The following is a 16,050-nucleotide window of genomic DNA, read 5'->3' as shown; positions in this document are numbered from 1 at the left end:
TTTCGAGACTACGTGGGTGAGCGACGCCCCAGGCGACGGGACAGGTCTGCTGCCGATCGGCGTACGTCGATCGCTGCCTTCTCGGGGTCACTCACCTGACCGACGGGATAGGTGAGCGCGATCCCGGCTACGGGGAAGTCGTTGTGGTCGAGCACGGCGGCCGCTACGGACGCGAAACCAGCTGTGACAGAGTCGCTTTCGATCGCAATTCCACGCTGTCTCACCCCGGACAGGAGGCTGCGCAGCTGCGTCAGCGAGGTTGGTCCGAGCCCGTTGCGTTGCGCGAACGAGTCGCGGTCGGGGTACAGCGCACGCACCTGCGCGGCCGGCAGGGCTGCCAGCATCGCCAACCCGGAGGCGGTGACCGTCGCCGGCAACCGGACGCCGACGTCGGTGACCAGGGAGGGTCGTCGAGGCGCACGTTCCTCGATGACGTAGAGCACGTCGCGGCCGTGCAGGACGGCGAGGTGCGCGTTGTGCGTGGTGGCGTCGACCAGGCGGGTCAGGATCGGTCGGGCGATGCGCTGCAGCGGGGCCTGCCGGCTGTAGGCCGAGCCGAGTTCGAACGCGGCGACTCCCAGCCCCCACCGGCGGTCCTCGTCGAGATGGACGACGAAGCCGGTCTCCTTCAGGACGGTGAGGACGCGATAGGTGGACGAGCGCGGTAGGTCCAGCGCTCGCGCGATGGCGGCAGCGGGGAGGGGCTCGGCACGTCGGGCGAGCAGCTGCAGGACAGCGATCGCGTGCGCGGCGGCGGGTGCGGCCATGATCGGACTGTCTCACATATGAGACAACTCTGGGCGGCAGGGGGTGGGTTTTGCCTAACGCGGCCGCTGCAATAGAAGACATGAGCCTCGTGGATACCCAGATCGTGACCGTCGGCGTCGGACCGGTGAGCCGGGACGATGTCGTCGCGGTGGCCCGACACGACGCCCGCGTGGAGATCGGCGACGACGCGCTGAGCGCCATGGCCGACAGTCGCGCCGTGATCGAGCGCCTCGCCGACGACACCGTGCCGCACTACGGCGTCTCGACCGGATTTGGCGCTCTGGCCACGCGACACATCCCGTTGGATGACCGCAAGCAGTTGCAGCGCAGTCTGATCCGGTCGCACGCGGCGGGCAACGGGCCGGAGGTCGAGCGCGAGGTCGTCCGCGCCACCATGCTGCTGCGCCTGTCCACCCTCGCCACCGGCCGCACGGGCGTCCGTCCGGTCGTCGCGCAGACCTACGCCGCGCTGCTGAACGCCGGCATCACGCCGGTCGTGCACGAGTACGGCTCCCTCGGCTGCTCCGGTGACCTCGCGCCGCTGGCCCACTGCGCGCTCGCGGTGATGGGGGAGGGCGTCGTGCGTGACGCGTCGGGCACCCGGCGGGACACCGCCGATGCCCTGCGCGAGGCCGGCATCGAGCCGGTCGAGCTCGCCGAGAAGGAGGGCCTGGCGCTGATCAACGGCACGGACGGCATGCTCGGCCAGCTCAGCCTCGCACTGCATGACCTGGCCCGGCTCGTCACGACTGCTGACATCACCGCCGCGATGTCGGTCGAGGCGCTGATGGGCACCGACAACGTCTTCGCCGCGGACCTGCAGGCACTGCGTCCGCAGCTGGGTCAGGGTGCGAGTGCAGAGAACATGCGAAAGGTCCTGAGCGACAGCAAGATCCGCGAGTCACACCGCCTGACCGATGAGTGCCCGCGGGTGCAGGACGCCTACTCCCTGCGCTGCGCGCCCCAGGTCGCCGGTGCGGTACGGGACACGATGGCGCACGCTGCGCTCATCGCGGACCGCGAACTCGCCTCTGCTGTAGACAATCCCGTCGTCACGCTCGACGGTCGCGTCGAATCGAACGGCAACTTCCACGGTGCGCCGGTTGCCTACGTGCTGGACTTCCTGGCGATTGCCGCCGCCGACCTGGCGTCGATGAGCGAGCGACGGACCGACCGCTTCCTGGACGTCTCGCGCAACCACGGCCTGCCGGCCTTCCTCGCGGACGACCCCGGGGTGGACTCCGGGCTAATGATCGCCCAATACACCCAGGCAGCAATCGTGTCCGAGCTCAAGCGCCTGGCAAACCCGGCGAGTGTCGACTCCATCCCGAGCAGTGCCATGCAGGAGGACCACGTCTCCATGGGCTGGTCGGCCGCGCGCAAACTGCGCCGGGCAGTCGACGGCCTGAGCCGCGTCCTGGCCATCGAGTGCCTCACGGCATCCCGCGGCCAACAGTTGCGGGCGCCGCTCACCCCGGCACCGGCGACGGGCGCGGTCAGCCAGGCACTCGGCGTACCTGCGGGTCCGGACCGGTTCCTGGCCCCGGACATCGAAACTGCAGTTGAACTCGTGCAATCCGGGGGCGTCGTCGATGCCGCCGAAGCCCACACCGGACCGCTGAACTGAAGGAGATCACCATGGAAGGCGCACGCCCCGTCCGCGCACCGCGCGGCACCACCCTGACCGCGCAGTCGTGGCAGACCGAAGCCCCGATGCGGATGCTGATGAACAACCTCGACCCCGAGGTGGCCGAGCGACCGGACGACCTGGTCGTCTACGGCGGCACCGGTCGGGCCGCGCGTGACTGGCGTTCCTTCGACGCCATCGTGCGAACCCTGCAGGGCCTGAAGCAGGACGAGACGCTGCTGGTGCAGTCCGGCCGCCCGGTCGGGGTCATGCAGACCCACGAATGGGCGCCGCGCGTGCTCATCGCGAATTCGAATCTCGTTCCGGACTGGGCGAATTGGCCCGAATTCCGCCGGTTGGAGCACCTCGGTCTGACGATGTACGGACAGATGACCGCGGGGTCCTGGATCTACATCGGCACCCAGGGCATCGTGCAGGGCACCTACGAGACGTTCGCGGCGGTCGCGGAGAAGCGCTTCGGTGGGACGCTCGCGGGCACTCTCACGTTGACCGGTGGTTGTGGTGGCATGGGCGGTGCGCAGCCGCTGGCCGTGACGCTGAACGACGGTGCCTGCCTGATCGTCGACGTCGACGAATCGCGGCTGCGGCGCCGGGTCAAGGACCGCTACCTCGACGAGGTCGCTTCGGACTTGGACGACGCGATCGAGAAGGCCGTGGCGGCGCGCACGCAGCGCCGGGCCTGGTCGGTCGGTGTGGTCGGCAACGCGGCTGAGATCTTCCCGGAGCTGTTGCGCCGTGGGGTGCCGATCGACATCGTGACCGACCAGACCAGTGCGCACGACCCGTTGTCCTACCTGCCCGAGGGCATCGACCTGGAGGACTGGAGCGAGTACGCCGAGAAGAAGCCGGCCGAATTCACCGACCGTGCCCGTGCGTCGATGGCCAAGCAGGTCCAGGCGATGGTGGAGTTCCAGGACGCCGGCGCCGAGGTCTTCGACTACGGAAACTCGATCCGCGACGAAGCCCGCCAGGGTGGTTACGAGCGGGCCTTCGAATTCCCCGGTTTCGTCCCTGCCTACATCCGGCCGCTCTTCTGCGAGGGCAAGGGCCCGTTCCGCTGGGCGGCGCTGTCGGGTGACCCCAAGGACATCTACGCGACCGACAAGGCCGTGATGGACCTCTTCCCGGACAACGACCGGTTGCAGAAGTGGATGCGTGGCGCCAAGGAGAAGATCGCCTTCCAGGGTCTGCCCGCCCGGATCTGTTGGCTGGGTTACGGCGAGCGGGACAAGGCCGGTCTGGCCATCAACGACCTGGTGGCCCGTGGTGAGGTCAGCGCGCCGATCGTGATCGGCCGCGACCACCTGGATTGTGGTTCGGTGGCCTCGCCGTACCGGGAGACTGAGTCGATGCTCGACGGCTCGGACGCGATCTCGGACTGGCCGCTGCTGAACGCGATGGTCAACACCGCCTCGGGTGCGACCTGGGTGTCCATCCACCATGGCGGCGGTGTCGGCATCGGCCGCTCGCAGCACGCCGGTCAGGTGTCTGTCGCGGACGGAACCCCGTTGGCCGCGCAGAAGTTGGCCCGGGTGCTCACCAACGACCCGGGGATGGGTGTCATCCGGCACGTCGACGCCGGCTACGACATCGCCGAGAACGTTGCGGCAGACAAGGGCGTTCGCATCCCGATGCGCGAAGGCGTCTGATGACGTTCGCCGCCCTCTGGTCGTCCATTCTGGAGGTGGGCCGCGCCCCGTCCGGTGGCTATCGCCGGTTCGCCTGGACCCGCGAAGACCACACGCTGCGTGAGTGGTTCGCCGGCGAGGCTGCTTCCCGTGGGCTTTCGCTCACCGAAGACAGGGCCGGCAACCAGTGGGCGTGGTGGGGATCGCCCGGGCGAGGCGACGGTGTGGTGCTCGGCTCGCACCTGGACTCGGTGCCGGACGGCGGAGCGTACGACGGCCCGCTGGGTGTCGTGTCGTCGTTCGCGGCCGTGGACCAAGCCCGGGCCGACGGTTTCGAGCCCGGGAAGCCGGTCGCCATCGTCAACTTCGGTGACGAGGAAGGTGCCCGGTTCGGGGTGGCCTGTGCGGGCTCACGCATCATCACCGGTGCGATGACCGCAGCGCAGGCGGCGGGCCTGTCGGACTCCGACGGCGTCAGCATGGCGACGGCCCGACGGAAGGCGGGCGTACTCAGCGATATCGGACCCGACCCCGAAACCCTCTCCCGCATCGGCTGTTTCGTGGAACTGCACGTCGAGCAAGGCCGTGCCCTGGTCTTCGAGGACGCCGTCGTCGGGGTGGGTACGTCGATCTGGCCGCACGGTCGGTGGCGCATCTCAGTGCCGGGCCGGGCCAATCACGCAGGCACCACGGCTCTGGTCGATCGGGACGATGCGCTCCTCAAGGCCGCGGCGCTGGTCCAAGCGGCGCGCTCGGCGGCTGAGTCGAACGGGTGCGTCGCCACGGTCGGACGGTTGGACGTCCAGCCCGGCGGGGTCAACGCGATCGCCGAACACGTTGACGTGTGGCTGGATGCCCGCGGCGCGTCCGCTGCATCAGTGACGGCGTGCGTTGCTCAACTTGAGGCGGACGCACAGGCGCTGGGGGCGACCCTGCACCGCATGTCCTGGACCGACGACACCCCGTTCGATCCAGCGCTGGCGACGCGCCTGTCCCAGTTGCTCGGGGCGCCGATGCTGTCGACCGGAGCCGGCCACGACGCCGGGATCCTGGCGAATGCGGGCATTCCGACCGCGATGCTCTTCGTGCGCAACCCGACCGGTGTGTCGCACGCACCCGATGAATTCGCGTCCGAAGAGGACTGTCTCGCAGGAGTTTCCGCGTTGACCCGGGTGCTGAAGGACCTCGCCGCATGACCTCGTACTGGGCGTCGAGGGCCTGGCTTGCGGACGGTATCCGTGAGCGGGTGACCTTCGAAGTGTCAGAAGGCGTCTTCACCGCGATCACCCCGGAGAGCGATTCGGGCGACGCCTACCTGTTGCCCGGTCTGGTGCTGCCCGGCTTTGCCAACGACCACAGCCACGCCTTCCACCGGGCACTGCGCGGTCGCACCCATGCCGACGGTGGCACCTTCTGGACGTGGCGTACGGCGATGTATTCGATTGCTGCCCAGTTGGATCCGGACTCCTACTACCAGCTGGCCCGTGCGACGTATGCCGAGATGGTGTTGGCGGGGTACACCTCGGTCAGCGAGTTCCACTATCTGCACCACGGGCCGGATGGCGCGCCGTACGCCGATCCGAACGCCATGGGGCAGGCGCTGATCCAGGCGGCGCAGGACGCCGGGATCTCCATCACGCTGCTCGACACGTGCTATCTGCACGGTGGTCTCGGCCCAGCTGGTTACCTCGAACTGGACCACGTGCAAACGCGATTCGCCGACGCGAATGTGTCCGCGTGGGCGGAGCGGGTCAGCCAGCTGAAGTCAGATGATGGCGTGTCGATCGGGACGGCGGTGCATTCCGTCCGCGCGGTGACGCCTGCGGAACTGGCTGAGTTGCGGCAGCACGCTCCGCACGTCCAGCAGGGCACTAACGCTCACCACATCCACTTGTCGGAGCAGCCGGCCGAGAACGACGCGACGTTGGCCCACTTCGGGCGCACGCCTACCCAACTTCTCGCGGACGCGGGACTGGTCGATGCCGATCTCACGGCCGTGCACGCGACGCACCTGACCGAGGAGGACATTGCACTGTTGGGTGGGGCAGGCACGACAGCATGTTTCTGCCCGACGACCGAGCGCGATCTTGCTGACGGCATCGGACCCGCGCCGGAGTTGGTGGCCGCAGGCGCACGACTCAGCCTGGGTTCGGACCAGCACGCGGTGATCGATCCGTTCGAAGAGATCCGCGGACTGGAGATGAACGAGCGGTTGCGTAGTCTGCGCCGCGGGACCTTCACTCCGATGCAGTTGCTCGACGCTGCAACGACCGGCGCGACCTTCCGTGGCTGGCAACACTGCGGGCCGCTTCAGGTGGGCAACCTGGCGAATCTTGTTGCTGTCCGGACGGGTTCGCCTCGCACGGCAGGCTGCTCGGACGAGCAGCTCATCTTCGGTGCCACCGCAGCTGACGTCGACACGGTCGTGGTCCGCGGCGAGATCAAGGTCGCTGACGGGCAACACGTCCTCGGCGACGTCGGGCAGTTGCTGGCCGACGCGATCGGCCCGCTATGGGACTAGATCCGTCAGGCGACAGCGAGCACTGTCGCAACAACGCCGAGCAGCGGCGGCGTGAGTTGGATCAGCGCAGCTTTCGCTTTCGAGGGGGAACTGAGCAGCAGCACCAGTCCCGCTGCCACCATCGATCCGGCGCCGGCAAGGATCAGCGCCACAGCGATGCCCTGGTCGCCAACCAACCAGATCACCGCGCCGACCGCCGCCACGATCGCCAGGAAGAGGTTGTAAAACCCCTGGTTGTAGGCCAGCTCGCGGGTCTGTTCGGCCTGGGCCTGACTGAGTCCGAACGTGGCGCGGGTGCGGGCCGAAGTCCAGGTGAGCGACTCCATGGTGAAGATGTAGACATGCAGCAGTACGGCGACTGCCACGGCGATCAGCGCCACGATCCGCATACCGACCAGCCTAGGGGGCAGGTATGAGCACCCTCATCCACGACATCGGGGAGTTGTTCGCCGCCGACGGGATCCGGCAGGATGCTGCGGTCGTCGTCGATGACGGTCGCATTGCCTGGATCGGCGACTCGGCTGACGCGCCCGCAGCCGACAGGGCCGTCGATGTCGGCGGCCGCGCCGTCATCCCCGCCTTCGTCGACAGCCACACCCACCTGATCTTCGCCGGTGATCGGTCCGCCGAGTTCGCAGCCCGGATGACTGGTACGCCGTACGACGGGGGCGGAATCGCCGTCACTCGTGCGGCCACCGTCGGCGCCAGCAACGACGAACTGCGAGCGCTGCTGGCCGGGCGGATCGAAGAGTCCCGTGCCCAGGGGACGGGCACGATCGAGATCAAGTCCGGCTATGGCTTGTCGGTCGAGCAGGAAGCGCGGCTCCTGCGCATCGCGCGCGAGTTCACCGATGAGACAACCTATTTGGGTGCACATGTGGTGCCTCCGGAGACGGGTCGGGACGAGTATGTGCGGTTGGTGACGGGCGAGATGCTCGCCGCGTGCGCGCCGTACGCCAAATGGATCGACGTCTTCTGTGAGCCGCACAGTGCACACGCCTTCGACGGCGACGAGGCACGGGAAGTTCTGACCGCCGGCCGGGTCGCGGGTCTGGGTCTGCGGGTGCACGGTGGCCAACTGGGGTACGGGCCGGGGGTGCAGCTGGCGGTAGAACTGGGTGCGGCCAGTGTCGATCACTGCACGTATCTGAGCGATGAAGACGTCGCGGCGTTGGCCGGGAGCGACACGGTCGCCACTCTGTTGCCGGGGGTGGAGTTCAGCACCCGGTCGCCCTATCCGGACGCGCGCCGCCTGATCGACGCGGGTGTCCAGCTGGCGCTGGCCACGGACTGCAACCCGGGCACCTGCTACTCCAACTCGATGCCGTTCATGATCGCGGTGGCGGTGCGCGAGATGGGGATGACGCCGCACGAAGCGCTCTCGGCGGCCACAGCGGGGGCGGCAAAAAGCCTGCAGCGCAACGATATCGGCACTATCGCGGTCGGTCAGGCGGCGGACGTGACGGTCCTGGACGCGCCGACGTACCTGCATCTGGCCTATCGGCCAGGCGTCCCGATCGCCCGTCGTCTGACGCTCTGCTCAGCCTCAGTGGGCTGCGCTGAAAGTCCTGGACGAGGTGCTCCGCCCCTGACCAGGACCTTCACGCATCCCAAGCGTTAAACAATCTGGCGCGCAGCGCATTAGCCCTCTAAAACGCGAGAACTTCGATGTGACACCGCGGCCCGGTCGCTCGTGCGATGCGCGCGTCCGCTGTGAGGAAAGTGCAGTCAAGAAGCTCGGCGAGCGCAACGTACGAAGCGTCGTACGTGGATAGGTTGCTCCGCAGTTCCCAGCACCGCTGAAGGAGCGGGAGGTGGTCTGCGCGGTCAACAGGTAGATCGTGAAGGTCTGTGATCGCGGCTGCTGCGCGCTCGGGGTCGAGTTTCCCGGCGAGCGTGAGTCCGCGCCATGCGGACGTGACCTCGATGTCGACCAGGGCTGGGGCAGCGAGGTCTTCACCTGTCAACCGGGAGCGGACCCGGACACCGGCTTCATTGTCCGAACCCAACGCGACTGCTAGGACAGGTGCGTCAACGACCAGCACGCCCAGTCCGAACTGCGCTGGCAGCGTCGTCGAGATCGAACGAGCCCCCCGTCCGGCGTGCGGCGCGTTCCAGGACCTCGTTGATCGTGGGTCGAGACGCCTCCTCGATCAGCTTGGTGCGCAGGTATTCCTGAAGCGACTGGTGCGCGTCAGCGGCACGTTGACGCAACACCGCGTGGGTTTCTTCGGGGACGTTTTTGATCTGGACGCTGGGCACGAGTCCAGTGTGACACGATTGGCGCCATTATGGCGCCAATCGTGTCACGGGACGGGAGCGGGCCAGGTGTTGCGCGGCGGTTCAACTCCGTCGTACGCTCGAGATAGAACGAAACCGTTTCGTTCTATCGGAGCGGTCGAGAGATCGGCTGGGAAGGGAAATGGCGGTGGGTAGCGAGCAAGGTCCGGCGGTTGCGAATCGTCCTCGGGTCGAGGGTGATCGCGAAGCGGAGATCTTCCAGGGAGTCCTGGAGGTGTTGATCGAGCTGGGTTACGACCGGCTCACGTTCGACGCCGTCGCTAGTCACGTCCGGGCCAGCAAGGCCACGTTGTATCGCAAGTGGCCAACGAAGGCCGAGTTGGTGGTTGCCGCCGTCGAACACCTCAAGTCCTCGTCACAAGAGCACGGGCAGATCCCCGACACCGGCAGTCTCGAGGGCGATTTCACCGTCGAGTTCTGTGAGGCTCCGGACTACAACGAAAGCAGTTCGCAGGTTTTCCGATCCATCGTGCCCGCGTTGCACCGGGATCCGGAGCTGACCCGCCTGTTCAACGAGCGCTTCATCGCACCGCGCCGTGCGCTGATCCGGGACGCAATGGAGCGAGCCCAAGCGCGCGGCGAGATCGGCGCTTCGGCCGACCTCGACGTACTGGCCGCAATCGTTCCGGCCGCCATCACGCTGGAAGTGATGACGTCGGGCGAAGCACCAACCCCCCAATTCATCCAGACCGTTATCCGTGAGGTTTTTCTGCCTGCGTGCCGGGCGTCCATCGAGTCCTGACGCCACCCACGACTGAGTCCGGCGACGTTGCCGGGCGGCCCTTGGGGCCACCACAACACCAACCCCTGTCCTAGCTGTCGGCTGCCCACTTCCGGGTACGTCGAGCGATCGCCCCTGCCCGATTGCGGGCGCTGAGAAAGGAAAGCCATGTCCACTTCGGTTGTCGAAGAGAAGGACGAGGAGCGCGACACTCCTCGTCACACAAACCTGACCGTGGCGCTCATCGTGATCGCGATGGCCCAACTGATGATCGTGCTGGACGCCACGATCGTGAACATCGCCACCCCACACATCCTGACCGCGCTGGACTTCACCCAATCCAGCGTCCAGTGGGTCGTCACTGCGTACGCATTGTCCTTCGGCAGCCTGCTGCTCCTCGGTGGTCGGCTGGGCGACTTGTTCGGTCGACGGCGGATGTTCGTCATCGGTGTCGTCGTCTTCGCCGCCGCCTCGCTGATCGGCGGTCTGGCCCCGAACGGTGCTCTCCTGCTCGCCGCCCGGGCGTTGCAGGGAGCAGGCGCAGCGTTGGCCTCACCCGCGGCACTGGCCCTGATCAACACCACCTTCCCGGCGGGTAAGGAGCGCAACCGGGCGATGGCCGTCTACGCGGCGATGTCCGGCGCCGGCGCCGCTGTTGGCCTCATCCTCGGCGGAATCTTGACCGAATGGGACTGGCGTTGGACGTTTTTCATCAACGTACCGCTCGGCCTGATCGTCGCCCTCCTGGCGCCGCGCGTCCTGGTCGAGTCCGAAGGTAACGACGGATCGCTGGACATCTGGGGTGCGGTTGCCGCGACGGTCGGCCTGTTCGGGATCGTCTATGGTCTGTCCCACGCGGGTCAGCAGGGCGCGTCCTGGGGTGATTTCGAGACGATCTTCCCGCTCATCGGCGGACTGGTCGTCCTCGCGATCTTCGTGCTGATCGAGAACCGGGTGAAACACCCGCTGTTGCCGATGCGAATCCTGGCCGACCGCACCCGCGGAGTCTCACTCTTCGTGATGCTCATCGTGGGCGCGGCGATGTTCTCGATGTTCTTCTTCCTCGGTCTCTACATCCAACAGGTGCTCGGTTACTCACCGATCAAGTCCGGCTTCGCCTTCCTACCGTTCAGCGTCGGGATCGTGGCTGCGGCTGGCCTTGCGTCCAACCTGGCCGGCCGGGTTGACCCCCGCTGGCTCGCCGGCGCCGGTGGCATCCTGACCACCGTGTCACTGTGGGGCATGACGCACCTGACCGTCGATAGCACGTACGCCGCGCATCTCCTCCCGTGGATCACGATCATGGGATTCGGGATGGGTTTCATCTTCATCCCGCTGACGCTGACTGCGACCGCGGGCGTCGATCAGAACGACTCTGGTGCGGCCGCATCCAGCCTGAACACCGCCCAGCAGATCGGTGGTGCGGTCGGAATCGCCGCTCTGACGACGGTGTTCACCCACTTCGCGACCCAGCGCGGTGTCGAGTTGGCGGCCGCTGGCAAGGCAGCAATGGCCAAGGCAGCGGCGGCCGGGCAGACGCCCACCCAGGAACAGATCGCCGCAGCCACCCACCAGATCCAACTGCAGGCGCAGACCTATGGCTCGACGCACGCCTTCTGGGCCTCGGCGATCATGGTCCTCATCGGCACGGTGGTCGTGATGGGTCTGTTGACCATCAAGCACACCGAACTGGCCGAAGAGGAAGCGGCGATGGTCGTCGTCTGAGCAGCACGCAGTTGCTCGGTCCGATGCCTGCCACCGCGACGATGTAGACCACCTCGTCGCGGTGGCACGCTCTTATACGCGAAGCCGAATTCTTTTGGTGTAGCTGCGAACTGAGCACGCGCTCGCCCGGCGACCAGGTGGGTCAGGCGCACGACTGGTGGCTTCGATGCCGCGGGTGCGCACGACGTACCTGTCGGCATTGCCCGTGACCTGTAGATCCGGGTGCTCCTTGGCGTAGTTGCACCGCGCGCAATCCCCGGCGGCGTTGTGCACGCACGTCTCGCCGCCCTGAGCAACCGGCTGGACGTGATCGATGTGCTTGATCTGCGCCCCGCAGAACGGGGTCCGGCACACCTGGTCGCGCAACCGCACGAACGCGGCCAGGAGCCCCGGGAAGGCGCGGGCGCGCGAGTCCATCGCCACCAACTCGCCAGTCTCCGGCACCGTGAAGACCCGCCGGATCAGTCCACCGACCGCTTCGTGCTCCGCGAGGAACTCGCGCACCACATCGGCCGGGATCGGTCCGAATCCGTCCAGGTGACCTTCAGCGTCCCCGGTGAGCGACTCCATCGGCACCAGAAGGTGGACAGCGACAGAGGGTTTGGTGTCTCTTGCGCGCTGCTCGCCAGGCTCCGTTTCAGACGCAGCCGCGGGCGCCATTGTGGGAGCGAGTCGCGCGGGGCGGCCGGTGATGCGCTCGACGAGCGCGTCCGCCATCAACTGACCCTTGCCGCGGCGGTCATCGGGACCTGCCGGTCCTGCGCCATTCAGTGCCGCCTGGCAGGCCACTCCGTCAGCCATGGGCAGCAGCGCGGTGAGCAGCGTCATGCAATCCGGCGCAGGTCGCAGTGAGACCCGCCGCTCCCGCTCTGCCTTGGCGCGACGGGCTACGAATGCCTCAGGATCCGCGCGGTACGCCGCGGCCCGAGCCGCGCCGGCCAGTCTCCGATCCGACGTCTTGCCCAACAGGTGCTTGATGGCGTCATCGACGGTCTGCCGGTCGGCCAGCGACAAGAACGCGGTCTCGGCCACCAGTTGGGTTGCCTGCCATTCGCCGATGACACCAGCCCGGAGTGCCGCTGCGGTGTGCGGCATCTCGTCCATTGCCCGGGAGACACCGAGGAAGCGCGTGCCCAGCCGCGGGCTGATCCGCCGGGCCAGACCCAGTTGGCTACCAACCACCCGGGCCGTCTCGTTGGCGTCGATGCCGCGCGCTTGATCGGCGGCCGTCTGGGCGTCATGCAGGGAGACCGTCAGCTGCGCCTGGGCGGAGGTGGCGGCGTTCTTGCACTCCTCCAGCGCGCGGATCATCTGCAGCGCGACATCAGGATCGGAGGTCAGTGGCTCGCTGGTCAGGGCAGCACGGGACGCATCAATTTCAGCAAGACCCAGCACCATCGAACCCCCTTTCGGAAACCGCGAGTCCCCACTCGCGTCGGTCGCACCATTGAGCCCATCATACCGAACATATGTCCAGCTTGGAAAGGCCTGTGCACAACCCGGATTGGACGGAAGTGACTGTGGCACAGACGAATACGGCATTTCGGATGATGGGGCGAGAAGACTACTAAGAGCTACCGACAGCCTCTGAGAGTGCTCCGGGACTCAGCCCTCGACCAGGCGCCTGCGAGCAGCACTAGGTCAGCTCATCGCGGCGGTCAGCGAGGTAGGTCTGCTCCGCAGGGTTCGAGGTCAACGAGATGGCCCGGTCGTAGGCAGCGATCGCTTCGGCGGAACGTCCGAGCCGGCGCAACAGGTCGGCACGCGTCGCGTGAAACGCGTGATACCCGTCCAACGGCAAGTCCGACAACAGCGCCAATCCCACTGCAGGACCGTCGAGTTCGGCGACAGCGACCGCGCGATTCAGCGCAACGATCGGCGAGGGCTCCAGCCGCAGCAATCGGTCGTAGAGCGTCACGATCTGCGACCAATCAGTCGCGGCGGCAGATGGCGCGTTGGCGTGAATCGCACCCAGAGCAGCCATGAGTTGATAGCGACCGGGCGGCGGCCCACCCGCCGCGACCGCCGCCAACCTCGAGCGCACCAAGGCCGTGCCTTCGGAGATCAACGAGGAAGACCACAGCGAGCGATCCTGCTCCGCCAAGGTGACCAGCGACCCGGCCGAAACCCGCGCTGCCCGACGGGAATCCGTCAACAACATCAGCGCCAACAGTCCGGTGACCTCGCCATCTGAGGGCAGCAAAGCGTGCAGCAACCGGCCCAGCCGGATCGCCTCGTCACTCAGATCCGACCGCAACGCCAATGCGCCACCAGAAGCCAGATAGCCCTCGTTGAAGATCAGATAGACCACCGCCAGCACACCGTCGAGCCGCGGGCCGAGGGCATCTGAGGTCGGCACCGCAAACGGAATGTGCGCCTTCTTGATCTTTGCCTTAGCGCGCGTAATCCGTTGCGCCATGGTTGTTTCCGGCACCAAGAACGCCGCTGCGATCTCCCCGACAGTCAACCCGCCGATCAGCCGCAACGTCAGCGCGACCCGCGCCGGCATGGCCAGAGCGGGGTGGCAGCAGGTGAAGATGAGTCTCAGCCGGTCATCGACAATAGGTCCGGTCGGCTGGGGCGGTGAGTCGTCGTACGTCATGACCGCCTCCTGTTCCTTGGGTGCGCGCTGGGACTCCCGGCGCACCCCGTCCAGCGCGATCCGGGTCGCCGTCGTCGTGAGCCAGCCGCCGGGGTTCGGCGGTACGCCGTCGGAGGGCCACCGCTCGACCGCGCGGGCGAAGGCTTCGGCGGCCGAGTCCTCCGCAATGTCCAGCGAGCCGAATCGGCGGGCCAGCCCCGCAACCACCCGCGCCCATTCCTGACGGTGGGCGCGGGTGATCGCGTCGTCGACCTCACTCACTGATCGATCAGGGCCTTGATCGACTCCTCGGTGTTGAACGGACGCACCTCGACCTTCCCGCGGCACGCCTTCGACCCCTGCGCCGCCAGGTCCAGGGCAACGTCCAGATCGGGTACGTCGATCACCCAGAAGCCGCCGAGGTGTTCCTTGGCCTCCAAGTAGGGACCGTCCTGCAACACCGGCGTCGAGCCCCGGCCATCGACGGTGGTGGCGGTGGCGACCGGCTCGAGGCCGTCCGCGAAGACGAAGTAGCCCTTCTCGATGAGGGTGTCGTTGAAGGCGCCGGTGTCAGCGAACGCCTGCAGCATGTCCTCCTTGGAGGGGTAGTCGCCGAATTCGCCCCGGTCGGCCGGGCCGTAGACAGACATCAAGTACCTAGGCATGTTTCAGAACTCCTTGTCGTGGTTGGTTACATCCTGTCCACGAACGGCGCCGCACGGATACGACATGTTGGAGGTCGCCAGTCTGAGCGCTGCGGGTTAGGCTTACCTATGTGAGTGACGCTGCGCGTATCGAGCCGGCCCCGGAGCTGGTCGAGATCGCGCACGCCTGCATGGACTTCGCGCGAGAAGGCGATGCAACCCGACTCGCGGCGTACGTCGACAACGGAGTTCCGGTCGACCTCACGGATGCAGCGGGCAACACGCTGCTCATGCTGGCGGCGTACCACGGCCACATCGCGGCCGTCTCGGCACTGGTCGAGCGGGGGGCGGACGTCAACCGGCGCAACGATCGTGGTCAGACGCCGCTGGCCGGAGCCGTTTTCAAAGGCGAGGACACCGTGGTGTGGCGGTTGCTCGAAGCCGGTGCGGACATTCACGCCGGGTCGCCGTCTGCCGCCCAGACAGCGGAGATGTTCGGTCGCGGCGACCTGCTGAGTTAGCTCTTCGCCCGCAGTTTTGCGACCGGCGGAGCTGGCCTGCCGGTGGACTTCTCGTAGAAATCGGCTGCCTTGCGGTCCACGAACGTCTTGGTCACCGCCATGACGGCGGCCGAAACTCCGGCGAAAACGAGTGCCTCGGCCGCCGACGATGACGGGTCCTTGGCAGCTAGGGGCATGGGCTTGCCGGTGACGGCCTTCCAGCCGCCTTTGGTCACGACCCTGGCGATCCGTGAGGCGACCACGCCGCTTGCGACCGCAACCAACTTCCAGCCGATGCCCTTCATGCTGCCTCCTTGTCACGGGGGTGAACTTGATCCGACCCTAGTGTGATCGGCGGCACCCCCACGAGTGGTTCAGCGCAGTCGTTGATGGATGTCCTCGGACATCCGCACGACCGAGTAGTAGAACTCCAGGGTCATCCGGGCCAGGGCCAAGTAGACCAACGCGACCAGCGCGCCAAAGATCAACACGATGAAGAAGCCGAGCCATTCGCCGCTGGCCAGCATGGAGATCAGTGTCCCGACCCACGCCAGGGCGATGACGATGGTGATGACGATGTAGACGATTCGCACGATCTTCGGAGTCGCGAACGTGTTGAACGAGAAATCGAACAGCGAACGCAGGCCGCCGGCGAGATCGTCCTGTTGTGCTCCGAAGGCGCCGCCGTACTGCGCGGCGCTGGGGTCGACCGGTTGCTGGTACGCCGGCTGTTGGTAGGGCTGTTGCGGATTCGGCTGCTGCGGCGGCTGGTACGGCTGCTGGAAGGGGTCGTTGGGCGGGGGCTGCTCGGACATGAGACCTCGATCATGGGGAGTGGACTGGTCCGTCCAGCCTGTCAAGGGACTGTCTGCGCGCAGTTGCGCCACGCCGAGCGCTACCCTGGATCCCACGACAGGGGAGCGCACCAGGCGCTGAGAGTGCGGGGCGGCCCGCAGACCCTCGAACCTGATCCGGTTAGTACCGGTGGAGGAAGTCGAGCCCCTTCTCGATGA

Annotated in this window: 17 protein-coding genes and 1 riboswitch; of the genes, 8 read left to right on the top strand and 9 right to left on the bottom strand. The window is 67.0% G+C overall.

Translation table 11 applies throughout. From position 1 onward, the window contains the following. Nucleotides 1-8: 8 nt before the first annotated feature. The gene (locus DR843_RS14800) at nt 9-767 is read right to left on the bottom strand and encodes an IclR family transcriptional regulator (RefSeq protein ID WP_109687023.1); all 759 of its coding nucleotides are present in this window, start codon (nt 765-767) and stop codon (nt 9-11) included. Nucleotides 768-847: 80 nt separating this feature from the next. Here DR843_RS14800 and hutH point away from each other — a divergent pair, with 80 nt between their 5' ends. The 4 genes from hutH to DR843_RS14780 are packed head-to-tail and all read left to right on the top strand — an operon-like array spanning nt 848 to nt 6,565. Next, on the top strand, nt 848-2,395 hold the full coding sequence (gene hutH / locus DR843_RS14795; protein WP_109687021.1) for a histidine ammonia-lyase: 1,548 nt from the start codon (nt 848-850) through the stop codon (nt 2,393-2,395). 11 nt (nt 2,396-2,406) lie between these two features. Beyond that, on the top strand, nt 2,407-4,065 hold the full coding sequence (gene hutU / locus DR843_RS14790; protein ID WP_109687019.1) for a urocanate hydratase: 1,659 nt from the start codon (nt 2,407-2,409) through the stop codon (nt 4,063-4,065). Next, complete coding sequence (locus DR843_RS14785; protein WP_109687017.1) at nt 4,065-5,240, top strand: allantoate amidohydrolase; 1,176 nt, start codon at nt 4,065-4,067, stop codon at nt 5,238-5,240. The genes hutU and DR843_RS14785 overlap by 1 nt, the downstream gene beginning before the upstream one ends. Next, entirely contained in the window at nt 5,237-6,565 is a 1,329-nt protein-coding gene (locus tag DR843_RS14780) for a formimidoylglutamate deiminase (RefSeq protein WP_109687015.1), read from the top strand. Before DR843_RS14785 ends, DR843_RS14780 begins: the two co-directional genes overlap by 4 nt. A gap of 5 nt (nt 6,566-6,570) precedes the next feature. Here DR843_RS14780 and DR843_RS14775 read toward each other — a convergent pair whose 3' ends face one another. Then, entirely contained in the window at nt 6,571-6,954 is a 384-nt protein-coding gene (locus DR843_RS14775; protein ID WP_109687013.1) for a DUF1304 domain-containing protein, read from the bottom strand. A 23-nt stretch (nt 6,955-6,977) separates the two neighbouring features. Between DR843_RS14775 and hutI the strand changes: the two genes are divergently transcribed. Beyond that, the gene (gene hutI, locus DR843_RS14770; RefSeq protein WP_109687011.1) at nt 6,978-8,186 is read left to right on the top strand and encodes an imidazolonepropionase; all 1,209 of its coding nucleotides are present in this window, start codon (nt 6,978-6,980) and stop codon (nt 8,184-8,186) included. Between the two features lie 28 nt (nt 8,187-8,214). On the opposite strand, the gene DR843_RS14765 is transcribed toward hutI, so the two are convergent. Together DR843_RS14765 and DR843_RS14760 are read right to left on the bottom strand one after the other, a co-directional pair. Next, a complete protein-coding gene (locus DR843_RS14765) occupies nt 8,215-8,610 on the bottom strand; it encodes a type II toxin-antitoxin system VapC family toxin (protein WP_109687009.1) in 396 nt (131 codons plus the stop codon). Next, a complete protein-coding gene (locus DR843_RS14760; protein WP_109687007.1) occupies nt 8,597-8,827 on the bottom strand; it encodes a FitA-like ribbon-helix-helix domain-containing protein in 231 nt (76 codons plus the stop codon). The genes DR843_RS14765 and DR843_RS14760 overlap by 14 nt, the downstream gene beginning before the upstream one ends. Nucleotides 8,828-8,993: 166 nt before the next feature. Here DR843_RS14760 and DR843_RS14755 point away from each other — a divergent pair, with 166 nt between their 5' ends. Next, nucleotides 8,994-9,608 carry a TetR/AcrR family transcriptional regulator gene (locus DR843_RS14755; protein WP_170119881.1) on the top strand — a complete coding sequence of 205 codons (615 nt, stop codon included), beginning with the start codon at nt 8,994-8,996 and terminating at the stop codon, nt 9,606-9,608. Between the two features lie 147 nt (nt 9,609-9,755). Next, nucleotides 9,756-11,312: an MFS transporter gene (locus tag DR843_RS14750; protein WP_109687003.1), complete on the top strand. Its 1,557-nt coding sequence runs from the start codon at nt 9,756-9,758 to the stop codon at nt 11,310-11,312. A 72-nt stretch (nt 11,313-11,384) separates the two neighbouring features. Here DR843_RS14750 and DR843_RS14745 read toward each other — a convergent pair whose 3' ends face one another. The 3 genes from DR843_RS14745 to DR843_RS14735 all read right to left on the bottom strand — a co-directional run bounded on the left by DR843_RS14745 (nt 11,385) and on the right by DR843_RS14735 (nt 14,558). Beyond that, nucleotides 11,385-12,710, bottom strand: coding sequence for an HNH endonuclease (locus DR843_RS14745; RefSeq protein ID WP_109687001.1), 1,326 nt, complete (start codon nt 12,708-12,710; stop codon nt 11,385-11,387). A 238-nt stretch (nt 12,711-12,948) separates the two neighbouring features. Further along, the gene (locus DR843_RS14740; RefSeq protein WP_109686999.1) at nt 12,949-14,175 is read right to left on the bottom strand and encodes an RNA polymerase sigma factor; all 1,227 of its coding nucleotides are present in this window, start codon (nt 14,173-14,175) and stop codon (nt 12,949-12,951) included. Further along, nucleotides 14,172-14,558, bottom strand: coding sequence for a YciI family protein (locus DR843_RS14735; RefSeq protein WP_109686997.1), 387 nt, complete (start codon nt 14,556-14,558; stop codon nt 14,172-14,174). The genes DR843_RS14740 and DR843_RS14735 overlap by 4 nt, the downstream gene beginning before the upstream one ends. A gap of 170 nt (nt 14,559-14,728) precedes the next feature. Here DR843_RS14735 and DR843_RS14730 point away from each other — a divergent pair, with 170 nt between their 5' ends. Beyond that, a complete protein-coding gene (locus tag DR843_RS14730; protein ID WP_211310332.1) occupies nt 14,729-15,058 on the top strand; it encodes an ankyrin repeat domain-containing protein in 330 nt (109 codons plus the stop codon). On the opposite strand, the gene DR843_RS14725 is transcribed toward DR843_RS14730, so the two are convergent. Both DR843_RS14725 and DR843_RS14720 read right to left on the bottom strand, forming a co-directional pair. Continuing rightward, nucleotides 15,055-15,342 (bottom strand): DUF4235 domain-containing protein, encoded by a 288-nt coding sequence (locus DR843_RS14725; protein WP_109686993.1) that lies wholly within the window; start codon nt 15,340-15,342, stop codon nt 15,055-15,057. The two genes, DR843_RS14730 and DR843_RS14725, sit on opposite strands and share 4 nt — an antisense overlap. 69 nt (nt 15,343-15,411) lie before the next feature. Further along, on the bottom strand, nt 15,412-15,852 hold the full coding sequence (locus tag DR843_RS14720) for a DUF4282 domain-containing protein (protein ID WP_109686991.1): 441 nt from the start codon (nt 15,850-15,852) through the stop codon (nt 15,412-15,414). A gap of 89 nt (nt 15,853-15,941) precedes the next feature. Then, nucleotides 15,942-16,047, top strand: a riboswitch (TPP riboswitch). Nucleotides 16,048-16,050: the final 3 nt, after the last annotated feature.

This window comes from Branchiibius hedensis (assembly GCF_900108585.1).
Classification (GTDB): Bacteria; Actinomycetota; Actinomycetes; order Actinomycetales; family Dermatophilaceae; genus Branchiibius; species Branchiibius hedensis.
Note: the sequence above shows the minus strand (reverse complement) of the source record. Positions and strands in the feature narration are given on the sequence as shown.

Excerpts from the sequence above, each read along its gene's own strand:
- DR843_RS14775 (WP_109687013.1), bottom strand. The coding sequence starts at position 6,954 with ATGCGGATCGTGGCGCTGATCGCCGTGGCAGTCGCCGTACTGCTGCAT.
- DR843_RS14730 (WP_211310332.1), top strand. The coding sequence starts at position 14,729 with ATGGACTTCGCGCGAGAAGGCGATGCAACCCGACTCGCGGCGTACGTC.
- hutI (WP_109687011.1), top strand. The coding sequence starts at position 6,978 with ATGAGCACCCTCATCCACGACATCGGGGAGTTGTTCGCCGCCGACGGG.
- DR843_RS14720 (WP_109686991.1), bottom strand. The coding sequence starts at position 15,852 with ATGTCCGAGCAGCCCCCGCCCAACGACCCCTTCCAGCAGCCGTACCAG.
- DR843_RS14750 (WP_109687003.1), top strand. The coding sequence starts at position 9,756 with ATGTCCACTTCGGTTGTCGAAGAGAAGGACGAGGAGCGCGACACTCCT.
- DR843_RS14785 (WP_109687017.1), top strand. The coding sequence starts at position 4,065 with ATGACGTTCGCCGCCCTCTGGTCGTCCATTCTGGAGGTGGGCCGCGCC.
- DR843_RS14745 (WP_109687001.1), bottom strand. The coding sequence starts at position 12,710 with ATGGTGCTGGGTCTTGCTGAAATTGATGCGTCCCGTGCTGCCCTGACC.
- DR843_RS14800 (WP_109687023.1), bottom strand. The coding sequence starts at position 767 with ATGGCCGCACCCGCCGCCGCGCACGCGATCGCTGTCCTGCAGCTGCTC.
- hutU (WP_109687019.1), top strand. The coding sequence starts at position 2,407 with ATGGAAGGCGCACGCCCCGTCCGCGCACCGCGCGGCACCACCCTGACC.
- DR843_RS14735 (WP_109686997.1), bottom strand. The coding sequence starts at position 14,558 with ATGCCTAGGTACTTGATGTCTGTCTACGGCCCGGCCGACCGGGGCGAA.
- hutH (WP_109687021.1), top strand. The coding sequence starts at position 848 with ATGAGCCTCGTGGATACCCAGATCGTGACCGTCGGCGTCGGACCGGTG.
- DR843_RS14725 (WP_109686993.1), bottom strand. The coding sequence starts at position 15,342 with ATGAAGGGCATCGGCTGGAAGTTGGTTGCGGTCGCAAGCGGCGTGGTC.
- DR843_RS14780 (WP_109687015.1), top strand. The coding sequence starts at position 5,237 with ATGACCTCGTACTGGGCGTCGAGGGCCTGGCTTGCGGACGGTATCCGT.